General features: G+C 40.3%; 10 protein-coding genes and 1 pseudogene. 9 read left to right on the top strand and 2 right to left on the bottom strand.

From position 1 onward, the window contains the following. Positions 1–45 precede the first annotated feature (45 nt). The gene (gene petP, locus V5G28_RS27280) at positions 46–240 is read right to left on the bottom strand and encodes a cytochrome b6f subunit PetP (protein WP_096562892.1); all 195 of its coding nucleotides are present in this window, start codon (positions 238–240) and stop codon (positions 46–48) included. A 217-nt stretch (positions 241–457) separates the two neighbouring features. Between petP and V5G28_RS27275 the strand changes: the two genes are divergently transcribed. The 9 genes and pseudogenes from V5G28_RS27275 (at position 458) to V5G28_RS27235 (ending at position 11,783) form a co-directional block, all read left to right on the top strand. Further along, positions 458–1,225: a Uma2 family endonuclease gene (locus tag V5G28_RS27275; RefSeq protein ID WP_332996394.1), complete on the top strand. Its 768-nt coding sequence runs from the start codon at positions 458–460 to the stop codon at positions 1,223–1,225. Between the two features lie 42 nt (positions 1,226–1,267). Further along, positions 1,268–2,088, top strand: a pseudogene (locus tag V5G28_RS27270) (Uma2 family endonuclease). Between the two features lie 327 nt (positions 2,089–2,415). Continuing rightward, positions 2,416–3,261 carry an ABC transporter permease gene (locus V5G28_RS27265; protein ID WP_096562888.1) on the top strand — a complete coding sequence of 282 codons (846 nt, stop codon included), beginning with the start codon at positions 2,416–2,418 and terminating at the stop codon, positions 3,259–3,261. A gap of 268 nt (positions 3,262–3,529) precedes the next feature. Then, the gene (locus tag V5G28_RS27260; protein WP_332996390.1) at positions 3,530–4,867 is read left to right on the top strand and encodes an ABC transporter ATP-binding protein; all 1,338 of its coding nucleotides are present in this window, start codon (positions 3,530–3,532) and stop codon (positions 4,865–4,867) included. Positions 4,868–4,939: 72 nt separating this feature from the next. Further along, positions 4,940–5,641 (top strand): CmcI family methyltransferase, encoded by a 702-nt coding sequence (locus V5G28_RS27255; RefSeq protein WP_332996388.1) that lies wholly within the window; start codon positions 4,940–4,942, stop codon positions 5,639–5,641. A 37-nt stretch (positions 5,642–5,678) separates the two neighbouring features. Then, positions 5,679–8,987: a methyltransferase domain-containing protein gene (locus V5G28_RS27250; RefSeq protein ID WP_332996386.1), complete on the top strand. Its 3,309-nt coding sequence runs from the start codon at positions 5,679–5,681 to the stop codon at positions 8,985–8,987. 19 nt (positions 8,988–9,006) lie between these two features. Further along, the gene (locus tag V5G28_RS27245; protein WP_332996384.1) at positions 9,007–10,062 is read left to right on the top strand and encodes a glycosyltransferase; all 1,056 of its coding nucleotides are present in this window, start codon (positions 9,007–9,009) and stop codon (positions 10,060–10,062) included. Between the two features lie 29 nt (positions 10,063–10,091). Then, a complete protein-coding gene (locus tag V5G28_RS27240) occupies positions 10,092–10,748 on the top strand; it encodes a class I SAM-dependent methyltransferase (protein ID WP_332996382.1) in 657 nt (218 codons plus the stop codon). Positions 10,749–10,835: 87 nt separating this feature from the next. Then, on the top strand, positions 10,836–11,783 hold the full coding sequence (locus V5G28_RS27235) for a glycosyltransferase (protein WP_332996380.1): 948 nt from the start codon (positions 10,836–10,838) through the stop codon (positions 11,781–11,783). A 4-nt stretch (positions 11,784–11,787) separates the two neighbouring features. Here V5G28_RS27235 and V5G28_RS27230 read toward each other — a convergent pair whose 3' ends face one another. Beyond that, a complete protein-coding gene (locus tag V5G28_RS27230) occupies positions 11,788–12,711 on the bottom strand; it encodes an energy-coupling factor transporter transmembrane component T family protein (protein WP_332996377.1) in 924 nt (307 codons plus the stop codon). Positions 12,712–12,792 lie beyond the last annotated feature (81 nt).

Genomic DNA, 12,792 nt, shown 5'->3' with positions numbered 1-12,792 from the left:
CTTCAACTCCAACTTAGCACTCGGCTTGTTTTAGTAGCTTCTCCCCTACTGCACGACTTTGAGTTCATCTTCAAAAAACCAAGTGGCAAAATTATCCTCAAACTTGACCACTACGCCAACACCGCTACTATCGGTCATTTTGAAGCCTTCGATGGTGCCGACTTGTCCTAGCTTTTTCACAACAGGAGCAGATACGCGATCGCGCAGACGAACGATTTTAACTTTTTGTCCGATTTCCATGCCCACTTACTACACAACAAACCAAGACTCAGTGTAGCTGAATGTGGGACATGAGAGGGAGTGGGGGATGGGGAAGATGAGGGGGATGAGGGGGATGAGGGAGAATAATTTTTGATTAATGAAGATGTAGAGACTCGCCATGGCGCGTCTCTACAAATGACTAATGACTAATGACGACTGACTAGAATGAAATCAATAGGTAAGCAGGTGTAAGCAAATGTTTGTCACAGCGCAACAGCTAGAACAACAGATGCCCGATGCAAGTCGGTTGTTAAGTGATGAGCCAGAAATGGAAAGTTCTTTGCATTATATGCAGCTATTCCTGCTAGTAACTTGTTTGGAGTGGCTGTGGCGAGAGCGGAATGATTTGTTTATCGGCGCGAATCTTACTATATATTTTAGTCCCCAGCAGTTGCGGAATCGGGATTTTAGAGGATCAGACTTTTTCTTAGTAAAGGACACTGAGAAAAGACCTCGTAATTCCTGGGTCGTTTGGGAGGAAGATGGTCGTTATCCAGACTTGATTATTGAATTACTTTCCGAGAGTACAGCTCATGTTGACAGGAACTTGAAGAAAAACCTCTATCAAAATCGATTTCGCACTCCTGAATATTTTTGGTTTTCTCCAGAGAATTTAGAGTTTGTCGGCTTTGAGTTGGTAGGTAATGAATATCAAGAAATTGTACCGAATTCGCGGGGATGGCGTTGGAGTCAGGTGCTTGGTCTGTATTTGGGTGTGGAAGCAGGTAAACTAAGATACTTCACATCAGAAGGGGATTTAGTGCCGACACCAGAAGAGGCGGCGAGAGTTGCACAACAAGCGGCTATTGAGCAAGAGCAACGGGCAACGGAAGCACAGCAACGGGCAACGGATGCAGAATTACTTTTGGAACAAGAACGAATGCGATTGCGCAAAGCGCAGTGCCCTGAGGGGCGATCGCAGTTGTTGGCACAGCAGTTGCGATCGTTGGCTATTGATCTGTGAAAGTTTAACTTAGTCCATGCATTGAAAGTAGAGGTAGCACTTATGTATCAAACTGATCCACCCCGTCCACCCCAGGAAGTCCTACCCACGATGTATGATTTGCCTAGTGAATTAGTGGGAGAACCTGGATTGCCAGATGAATTTCATATTTTTCAACCGAGACTACTCAGCGAAACCTGCCAACCTTCTAACTATCCGTCTGAGGAAATTTTAATTGCTACCGACTTAAATCTTTACTACGATCCCCGTCATCCACTGTGGTACAAACGCCCTGATTGGTACCTAGTCTTAGGGGTTCCTCGTGCCCAACAACAACAAGATTTGCGCTTGAGTTATGTGATTTGGCAAGAGGGAGTTGATCCATTTTTAGTTGTTGAATTGCTTTCACCTGGTACAGAACAGGAAGACTTAGGACAGACTCTCAGAGAAGTCAACCAGCCGCCAACCAAGTGGCAGGTTTATGAGCAAATTTTACGTATTCCCTATTATGTTGTGTTTGACCGATACAGCAATCGACTACGAGGTTTTCGCTTAGAGGGAACACGTTATCAGGAATTGTCTTTACCCGACCAACGTTTGTGGCTTGAAGAAGTAAAGCTAGGCTTGGGAGTTTGGCAAGGTTCCTACGAGAATACACAGGTTTATGGCTGCGTTGGTACGATGCGAGTCATCAATGGATACCAACACCTGCACAGCAAGTTGAACAAGAACGGCAACGAGCTGAACAAGAACGCCAGCGAGCTGAACAAGAACGCCAACGAGCTGAACAAGAACGTCAACGAGCTGAACAAGAACGTCAACGGGCTGAAAGACTGGCGGAATATTTGCGTAATCAGGGAATTGATCCGGATAACTTGCTTTAAACGTGAAGCAATACTTATTTGATACTTAACACAGAAATTTGCGAACAAGCACCTGTTTGTTTGGCAACAGTTGGCTCAACAGTTACGATTGTGAGAAATTAATCTTTGAGAGTTTGACTTAGTTCGCTCTTAGCAAAAATTGCAGAGAAAATATGCAGCAAAATATCCAATTAATCGTATAATCTACAAGGTAATTTAAGCGCAATTTTACAAAAAAAACTTATTCTTGCAATAGAAGTACGATGGGAACTTTCATAGCTGTTAGGCTTCATTGAGACAAATTTGGTGTGTAGGTAGTGAGCGAGGAAGCTGGAATTGTTGCAAACAATGCGAGGAGTTGTCCGAAAGGCAGGGATGCTGAAGCGCATTCTACCAATTAACGAAAATTGGTGGGCAAAGTTCGATTTACTAAGAACTTTAGTGCGACGCGATTTAGAGGCGCGGTATAAGGGTTCTATTTTAGGGAATTTGTGGCCCTTGGTGAATCAGCTATCGCAGTTACTGATTTATACTTATGTGTTCTCGATTGTGCTGAAGGTAAAGCTGAGCCTTAGAGGTTTACCAGAAAACAACTTTACCTTTGGTTTATGGATATTTGGAGGATTACTGCCTTGGATTGCGTTTAGTGGTGGTTTGGTTCAAGCGGCTAGTTCGGTAGTCGTACAACCGAATTTAGTGAAAAAAGTAGTATTTCCCCTTGCTTTATTACCACTGGTGCCAATATTATCAGCTTTCATTGAGAGTTCTTTTGGTTTAATGGCGTTGATTTTTTTTGTAGCAATGTTTTCCCATACTTTGCATACAACTTTAGCGCTGTTACCTTTGGTTTGGATACCGCAGTTATTGCTAACAGCGGGATTAGGTTACTTGGCTGCGGGACTAACAGTGTTTTTGCGAGATATTCCGCAAAGTTTGGGAGTTCTTTTAAATATTTGGATGTATTTGACACCTATTATTTATCCAGCATCAGCAATTCCACAGGAATGGCGGAATTGGGTGTTTTGGTTAAATCCCATGACAGCGATCGTTGAGGTTTATCGTGATTTAGTTTTAGGAGGAGAGGTTAAACACTGGGGCGAGTGGGGAGTTGCTTCAATGATTGCAGTTGTCGTTTTTTCCGGGGGATTGTGGTGTTATCGACGTTTGCGTCCTGCTTTTGCGGATGTATTGTAAAGCTCCTTGCCCTCAGACATGAGACAATATCACCTTAATAAGGGGAACTTCTGAGTACCCAGACATTCCTATATGTATAGGTAAACATATTGTCTTAAGGACAAAGGACGACCCGGACGCAAAATCTCACAAATTATATCGTAATGCTATATGGAATGCTATATATTTATATGGTAATTGCTGGCAAAATGGAAGCAATACCTTAGGTCAGCTTCAAACAGTACAATTCAATTTTGGTGTGGGAGTTTTGAATATTGACAGCACAAGCATGGGAGAAGAAATTGCAATTTCTCTAAAAAATGTCTCGAAATGCTTTAAGCGGTATGCTCATCCTGTAGAGCGGTTGAAAGAACTTTTGTTACCAGGGCATAGCAGAGCTGATGAATTTTGGGCGTTGCGGGATATCAATCTAGAAATTCCCAAGGGAAAAACGGTAGGAATTGTTGGACGTAATGGTTCTGGAAAAAGTACGCTATTACAAATTATTGCTGGAACACTGACACCAACAACTGGAGAAGTACAAGTTAAGGGTAGGGTGTCGGCACTGCTGGAACTTGGTAGTGGGTTTAATGTGGAGTTCACCGGACGGCAGAATGTGTTTTTTAATGGGCGGTTGTTGGGGTTAAGCCAAAAGGAAATTGAAGATAAGTTTGACGAAATTGCTGGTTTTGCCGATATTGGAGATTTTATTGACCAACCTGTAAAAACATACTCAAGTGGTATGTTTGTCCGTTTAGCTTTTGCCGTAGCAGTCAATGTTGATCCAGAAATTTTAATTGTTGATGAAGCACTAGCAGTAGGAGATATAGTGTTTCAACATCGCTGTATGCGGCGGATGCGAAACTTAATGGATTCTGGGGTAACGACTCTATTTGTTTCCCATGATTCAGGGTCAATTAAGACTTTGTGTAATTCAGCAGTGATGATTAATCAAGGCAAAATTTACGCTTCCGGTTCTCCCAATGATGTCATCATAAAATACATGAAGCTTATCACCGAAGCAGAGTTAGGATTAGCACCTCCTGAAGAGGAAGAAAGAATAATAAATAATTACAAAGAGCATGACAACACTGCTACACCACAGAAATCCCATCAGCAAAATTTAGTTAAAGTTAAAGCTACTCGTAGAGGCAGCCGCAAGGCAGTCATTGAAAATATCAAGTTGCTCAACCACTTAGGAGAGGATACCGATGGAGAAGTTGGCATTTTTGCGTTTAATGAAAAAGTAACATTGCTAGTCGATGTCCAAGTGTATGAACCTCTACAAAGCTGTATAGTTGGCTATTTTATCTGTGATAAAAACGGCAACGAACTGATTGGAAGCAACACACTTGAAGAAAACTGTCCGATTGGCAAGTTAGAACCAGGAACAAAACTGCACATTGAATACAAATTTAATTTACCATTACGTCCTGGTTCCTATAGTTTGACGGTAGCGGGTGCAGAAAACTATACAGCGATGACCTTTGATTGGATTGATAATGCAATGATTCTTCAGGTGTTGCCTCCCGATACAGGTAAGCGAATTAGTGCGTTAGTTCAACAACCAATAGATGTGAAAGTCTTCCATCAACAAGACTTAGCATTGCAACCTGATATTAAATAGATGCATTAACCTGAGTGTTTTTGCTTGAAATTATTCAAGTTATACTATGGTTTTACTTTCTTGGAGGCAAGTGTGCAAAGTTGGGAAAATTTGAAAAAACAATTACCAATTAACGATGAGGTAGCGGGTTTAAGCCACGAAATTGAAAGATTCTCACATATTTATTATCACATTCCTGTACTTAATGGCAAACCAAGTTGGGAAAATACCTATTGGATGGGTATACCAGCCTTAAAGTGTCCTTTGGACTTATGGTTGTACCAGGAGGTTATTAATAGGCAGAAACCAGATTTTATTGTTGAGTGTGGGGTTGCTTTTGGGGGAACTACAGCATTTCTGGCAGATATATGCAAATTAGTTGGAAAAGGCGAGATAATCGGTATAGATATTGAGATAACAGAGCAAACAAGGCAAAACTTGAGTAGTTCCAACAATATCCATCTAATTCAAGGTAATTCGGTTAGTGCAGATGTTGTAAATCAAGTTTTTGAGATGACATATGGAAAAAATGTCTTGGTGATTCTTGACTCAAATCATACAAAAGATCATGTTTTTCAAGAATTAGAAAATTATAGCAAGTTAGTTATTTCAGGTGGGTATTTAATAGTAGAAGATACTAATATTAACGGTCATCCTGTTTATCAGGATTTTGGTCCTGGTCCAATGGAGGCAGTAGAAGATTTTTTGAAAGTTAACTTAGATTTTTATATTGATAAAGACTGCCATAAATTTTTATCAACCTTCAACCCAAATGGGTACTTGAAGCGACTTTAAATTGAGCAATAAACTTTGTAATAGTTGGGAAAAATATATGCAAAATCTGCCAAGTAATTGGGAAAAAGATTATATTTTAGTATCGAATCTGTCGGAATCAGATTTGGATGACAACAACAGCATCAAGAAAGTGTCTAGGTTAGTAGGAGAAAACAAGCTAGTTATAGACTTTGGTTGTGCTACAGGTTATTTGGCTCAGTTACTTACTAAAAAAGGCTGCCGCGTTACAGGAGTTGAGGTGAATTCAAAGGCAGGGAAAATAGCTGAACAATATTGCGAACAAGTTATCGTTGCCGATCTAGATTTTGTGTCTTTATGCGATATTCTACCAGAGCAAGCATTTGATGTAGCCGTGTTTGGAGATGTTTTAGAACATCTGCGTGATCCATGGAGAGTACTGGAACAAACGCGACGGTTATTAAAACCTGAAGGATATGTGGTTGCTTCAATTCCGAACATTGCTCATGGAGCTATTCGTTTGGCTTTTTTGCAGGGACAGTTTGAATATGCAGAAGTAGGTATTTTAGATAACACACATCTCAGATTTTTTACAAGCAAAACAGTAGAAGAATTATTTGAGCAAGCAGGATACATCATAGATGTGGTAGAACGGACAAAATTACCAATATTTTCCGCTTCTAATTTAGTACCACCTATTGATAAGAATAGTTTTGATATTAAAATTATTGAGCAAATTGAACAAGATAAAGATGCAGATACATTACAATTTGTTATTAGAGCCTTCCCTTTATCTTTAGCAGGTAAGTATGCAGCCCTAAATGCAAAATATTTGAGGCTGGTTGAAGAGATGAAGTCTTTCGATATTCAATTACAGCAAAATAAATCAGAGTTTGAGCAAGCGCAAATTCAACTGAAAGAGAAAGAAATTGAATTGGAGCGATCGCAGGCTCAAATTCAACAAAAACAGTCAGAATTAGAGCGATCGCAGGCTCAAATTCAACAAAAACAGTCAGAATTAGAGCATTCGCAGGCTCAAATTCAGCAAAAACAGTCAGAATTAGAGCATTCGCAGTTACAATTACAACAAACTCAGGTAGAAGTTGAGCGCTCACAATCCCAGCTACAGAAAACAAAAGTGGGGCTTGAGCAAACACAACTACAACTGCAACAAACACAACTACAACTGCAACAAACACAACTACAACTGCAACAAAAACAGGCGGAGCTTGAGCAATCAAATACTACAATTGCTGCAATGCACACCAGTAAGTTCTGGAAACTGCGAACATTGTGGTTCAAGCTCAAAGAGCCGATTATCAAGTTTTTTTTTAGCTTAAATAATAAAGTTGTTCTAAAGTTACAGAAATCCTCTTTTCGTCAGAGCAGAAGCCAGTTCACTACTGCTGACATTGTTGTGGGAGAAGTCTTGTCTAAGAAACCTTTAGTCAAGCATTCTGTAAGTGTAGACATTATTGTTTGCGTCCACAATGCTCTTGATGACGTTAAGCGTTGCCTGGAATCGGTAGTTCGTTACTCACGTATGCCATACTCACTAATTTTAGTAGACGATGGCAGTAACGAAGAAACATGCCAATATCTCAAAGACTTCGCCCGTTACCAAGGAGCTATCCTAATTAGGAATGAGGTCGCTAAAGGTTACACGTTTGCCGCTAATCAAGGACTCCAACTGTCTGTAGCAGATTATGCAATCTTGCTTAATAGCGATACGATAGTTACACCAAATTGGCTAGACCGGATGATTGCTTGTGGAGAATCCGATCCGCAAATTGGAATAGTAGGACCGCTTTCTAATACGGCTTCATGGCAATCTATTCCAGAGATAGCTCACCAAGGAGATTGGGCACAAAATAAATTGCCCGAGGACATGACAGTGGCTGACATGGGTAGGCTTTTAGCTGAATACTCTGAGCGCGTCTACCCGCGTATCCCATTCCTCAATGGTTTTTGTTTAATGATTAAACGTAGGCTCATTGAAGAAATTGGCTACTTTGACGAGGCTACGTTTGGAGCAGGCTATGGTGAGGAAAATGATTTCTGCCTGCGTGCTGGTAAGGCTGGCTGGCAGCTTGCCATTGCAGATGATGCCTATGTGTTTCACAGCCAATCTCGAAGCTACTCCAACGAACGTAGAAAGCTTTTGTGCCAACGAGCGGATCAAGCTTTAGTAGCTAAGCATGGTCAGCCAATCATCAGCGATGGCGTCGCTGTGTGTCGCTTTGGCAGAGTGATAGAGGGAATTCGTGCTCGTAGCCGCGTTATGGCAATACGCCAAAAATTAATTGAAAACGGGAAATCGCGCTGGGAGGGTAAACGTGTTTTGTTCATTCTTCCTATTATCGAACCTGGTGGTGGTGGAAACGTAGTGTTTCAGGAAGCCGCAGCGATGCAAAAGATGGGGACAGATGTGAGGATTGCCAATCTCAATCTCCATAAAGCAACATTTGAGCGCAGTTACCCAGAACATGATTTACCAGTTATATATGTGGAAAAAGGGCAGGACATTACTGAAATATTGGCAGAGTATGATGCAGTCATTGCTACTTTGTATAAATCTGTTGATTGGCTCGAACCATTGACTCCAGATACAAAACTGCCAGTCAGAGGATACTATGTCCAAGATTTTGAGCCTTATTTCTTCTCAAAAAATTCTCTGGATTATAAAACTGCTTGGAATTCATATACTCGCTATCGGGACTTAGTGCGCATTACTAAGACTGAGTGGAATAGCAATATAGTAAAACAGCAGATAGGAGTTGATTGTGCCGTCGTCGGATCGAGTATCAACATAGATTTATTTTGCCCCCGCCGACGACGAGATCCTAGTTGGCCTCAAAGACCATTGCGTATCGCTGCTATGGTTCGTCCTAGTAGTCCCCGCCGCAGTCCAGAGCTGACTATGGAAGTTTTAGAGAAAATTTATCGGACGCACGGAGATAACATTGAAATTATCATTTTCGGATGCGACACAAACGATCCTGATTTCCAAGCGCTACCGCATGACTTTCCTTGGCGTAATGCAGGAATTCTAACTCGACCCCAACTTGCATTTCTCCTGAATGAAATAGATATTTTTGTTGATTTTTCATCGTTTCAAGCTATGGGTTTAACTGCTATGGAAGCGATGGCTTGTGGGGTTGCAGTTATAGTTCCTGAAGAAGGCGGTTCTAAAAGCTTCGCTAGACATGAAGAAAATAGTTTGATTGTAGACAGCAGCAATGTAGCAGCGTGCTTGACTACCTTGAATCGCTTAGTTATGGATGAACCTCTGCGGACTCAAATACAAAGGCAGGCAATCGCTGATATTTGCCAGTATTTTCCGGAGCAAGCAGCGTACAATATCCTCAATTCTCTCTTTAGCGCTTAATTTTATTGAGAATCTGCAAATGGTGCTTAAAGTTCATGTCTTGTTTGAACACAGTCCTGACTTGCGTCCTCACGGTTGTTCCCATATCCGCTTACTACGTCCCCTAACACACCCTGCTAACACTGGGGCTTTCATTCTAAGCTATGGAACAAGATATACCCGTGCCGATGTAGTAATTGTCGAACGGTTGTGGAGAAGCGATATTTCGCTGAAATTAGCCGAGGATTTGATTAAACACATCCGCAAAGACAAAGCTTGCCTAATTTATACGATAGATGACAATCTTTTGGATCTTAAGCCAGAAGAACCGATTCGACAAGGATTCAAGACAGAGCAACTCATGGCAATACGCTATTTTGCTAGAGAGGCAGATGGCATTATTGTTTCAACCAATTGCCTCAAGGAGCGTCTCACTCGATTTAATAAAAAGATTGTTGTAGTGCCAAATGCTTTGGATGAACGTTTGATTGGAAACACAGTGGTCAGTCAAAATTCTGCCACCGTCAATAATGGACACAAGGTGATTGGTTACATGGGAAGTTACACTCATGATGCCGATCTGATGATGATCCTTCAAGCTTTGCGTGAAATATTACGGAAAAATATCGGGACTCTAGAAATGCAATTCATACGAGGTATCGCCGATCAAGCTACTATGCAAACTTTTAATAGCTTACCAATCAAGGTATTAGAAGTTGGCAACAATGGCGAATATCCAGATTTCATGCCTTGGATGAGTAAAACTGTCAAGTGGGATCTGGCGATCGCCCCATTAGAAGATAATCCCTTTACCCGCTGTAAGTCAGACATCAAATTTCTTGACTATAGTATTTTAGGCATACCTGGTATCTATAGTAAGGTGCTTCCTTATGAAGAAAGTGTTCGCCATTTAGAAACAGGATATTTAGCCTCCAACAATACAGGAGGTTGGGTAGAAGCTTTCGAGTGCTTGCTCAATGATGATACATTACGGCAAAAACTAGCTAAGCAGGCTCAAGAGTATGTCCTTTCAACTAGAACTTTAAAGCATTGTGCGAAGAACTGGCAAGACGCTATTGTGTCAATCATGAACTGATAAACTAAATAGAGTACATCTAAAAAAGTATGACTTACTTAAAGATTGACTTAGGCTGCGGCTCTTGTAAGAAAGAAGGCACGATTGGTCTTGATATTTTTGCTCAACCGGGTGTTGATTATGTTTTAAACCTCGAAACAGAACCGTTACCTTTTCCAGATCAAAGTGTTGACTATGTTTACTCGTCTCACTGTTTAGAACACCTGACCAATCCTACAAAACTTTTTGCCGAGATAAGTCGTGTTTGTGTTGATGGGGCAAAGCTAGAAATTTGGACGCCTTATACTTGGGAAAATTCAGCATTCATTATTGATCACAAGCTTTTTTTTAACGAAGATCATTATCTTCATATGTGCGTCTGGTTTGTCGATTTTTGGGAAAAGATTCTCAATGCTAGATGGTTACTTAAAGAATTTACATATATTGTTGAGGCGGATATTCTAGTAGAGCTTTATCAAAGTAAAATCAGCTTAGATAAGGCAATTAGGTACTACAAAGGGGTTGTTAAAGAATTCTGTGTAAATATTGAAGTAAAACGTGGATATAAAGGCGAAACTATTCAACCTAAAAAATTCTTTGCTGTGCAGCGGTTTGCAGAAAGATATCTGATACCATCAAAAAACAGCAAAAACATAAAAGAAAATGAGCTTAACGAAGCAATTGAGTGGTTGTCAGCACAGCAGTAATGTGGTTTATCCTGGACTTTGTTTACGCTTTTAAAATCATAGTCTACTTTGGCAGTAGCCGATTATTAGAAAGCTACTATTGCCGCAATGAATAATATATACTCTTTACAAAAATATAAAGTAGCTGCTTACATTACTGCTTATGAAGATCCAAAAGCAGTTCTGCAATGTGTTCAAGCTATTAAAACACAATTAGTTCCAGTGACTACAATTCTCATTGTAGATAATTCAATTAAAAAATCAATTGATAAATTTCTGATAGACGTTGAAAATGTCATTGTTGAATTTTATCCAGAAAATATAGGTATTTCTGGAGGGCTAAATATAGCTATTAAGTGGGCTATAGAACAAGAATATGATTTTTTATGGGCTTTTGATCAAGATAGTGTTGTAAAAAAGGACTGCTTAAATAAGCTTTTGTATCATTATCATACTATTAATAATCATACTTACTTAATAGGAATAATTGCTCCTACGGCTATTGATCTAAGAAATGATCAGATTGTTGAGGGTGCTGTCTTTGTTGATGATCACTTCACTGGATATAAACTTGATACAACACAGCCCTATGAATGTGATGCACCTATCACTTCTGGCTCTTTGATTTCTATTGCAGCCGCTAAGACTATTTCTCCCCCTTTAGTAGAACTATTTATTGATGGTATTGATCTGGATTATGGACTACGGCTTGTGCAACAAGGATTTCATAACTTGATTGTTCCTGACGCAATTATGTACCATAACTTTGGTAATCCTATCAAAACTAAGTTTTTTTACAAAGAGCTGACAGTACAAAAATATTCTGCCTTACGCCACTACTATATTTGCCGTAACCATACCTATTTATCTAATCAGTATGCTAAAGGATGCTATCGCTTAACAAGCTGGATGAGGCGAATGAAATATATGATTCATGCAATTATTTTGATTTTGCTATATGATTCTGAACATAAATTGTTAAAAATATCGGCTTGCCTCACGGGTACCTATCATGGCTTGAAAGGCAAGTTAGGTAAAACTTGGCATGAAATTTGACAATTTAAACTTCAGTTCCTATAGCCAGTCGCACTCCCCAAAATACGATAAGAAGTGCGATCGCCACCCAATCACCTGTTTTCAGCCGTAAGTCGTGCCATTGCACTCGATGTTCATGAGGACTCGTAAAACCTCGCACCATCATCGCGCTAGCCATTTGCTCTGCTCGAAGTAGCAAATTTTCCAACAGCCGTTGTGCAACCAACAACCAAACTTTGACGGCTCCTTTCAATCCCAGCTTTTTCCAATTAATCGCCCTTGTCATAACAGAACGAATTAAATTCTGGATTTCTTCTAAAACTAGAGGAATAAACCGCAACGATAAAGTTAAAGTCAAAGTCATCTCAGTCACAGGTAATTTAAACCGTCGCAAGGGTTGCATTAAGCTTTCTAGAGCTGCTGTGATTTCCTCTGGTGCGGTTGTCAGCAAATATAGGTTAGTACTGTAAATCAAGGTAAATATCATCGTACTCACACTGATTGCCAAATCCAACGAACGGCGAGTTACTTTAACTGGACCTTTGTCAACCAGTACGTATTTGTAGTCTTTTTGGTTGTTTGTTGCGAGGGCTGGAGTTGCAGGAGTCGCAGGTGATTTTTCTGTTAATACTTGTTGGTTGGTTGGCAGGCGCGGTTGATAACTTATACCAAGCCCATCAGGACTGATAGATATAATTACTAGCACAAAAAAGCATAATGTCAACAGCCAAACCATTTGCTGCCGCCAAACTCGCCGGGGAATACGTGCTATTAAGGTAGCAAGAATCAACAGGACTACCAATAGCACGCGCCATAAGTTGTTGGCAAAAATATACGTTGTGAGAAAGCTCATCAACCAAACCAACTTGACTCGCGGGTCGAGTTTGTGTAGCCAAGTTTGAGGTTGTTCTAAGTAAAGACCAATGGGCAGCGATCGCAGTAAATCCATTTTTTAGAAGAAAGAACAGTGAAGATTGAAGATTCAAGAAAGAAAAAGTTTCACTCTTCTTTCTTTATTCTTCATATCTTC

The sequence above is a fragment of the Scytonema sp. PRP1 genome (assembly GCF_036697665.2).
GTDB lineage: Bacteria > Cyanobacteriota > Cyanobacteriia > Cyanobacteriales > Nostocaceae > Kalymmatonema > Kalymmatonema gypsitolerans.
This window is presented reverse-complemented; position numbering and strand designations above follow the sequence as displayed.

Excerpts from the sequence above, each read along its gene's own strand:
- petP (WP_096562892.1), bottom strand. The coding sequence starts at position 240 with ATGGAAATCGGACAAAAAGTTAAAATCGTTCGTCTGCGCGATCGCGTA.
- V5G28_RS27275 (WP_332996394.1), top strand. The coding sequence starts at position 458 with ATGTTTGTCACAGCGCAACAGCTAGAACAACAGATGCCCGATGCAAGT.
- V5G28_RS27265 (WP_096562888.1), top strand. The coding sequence starts at position 2,416 with ATGCGAGGAGTTGTCCGAAAGGCAGGGATGCTGAAGCGCATTCTACCA.
- V5G28_RS27260 (WP_332996390.1), top strand. The coding sequence starts at position 3,530 with ATGGGAGAAGAAATTGCAATTTCTCTAAAAAATGTCTCGAAATGCTTT.
- V5G28_RS27250 (WP_332996386.1), top strand. The coding sequence starts at position 5,679 with ATGCAAAATCTGCCAAGTAATTGGGAAAAAGATTATATTTTAGTATCG.
- V5G28_RS27245 (WP_332996384.1), top strand. The coding sequence starts at position 9,007 with ATGGTGCTTAAAGTTCATGTCTTGTTTGAACACAGTCCTGACTTGCGT.
- V5G28_RS27240 (WP_332996382.1), top strand. The coding sequence starts at position 10,092 with ATGACTTACTTAAAGATTGACTTAGGCTGCGGCTCTTGTAAGAAAGAA.
- V5G28_RS27235 (WP_332996380.1), top strand. The coding sequence starts at position 10,836 with ATGAATAATATATACTCTTTACAAAAATATAAAGTAGCTGCTTACATT.
- V5G28_RS27230 (WP_332996377.1), bottom strand. The coding sequence starts at position 12,711 with ATGGATTTACTGCGATCGCTGCCCATTGGTCTTTACTTAGAACAACCT.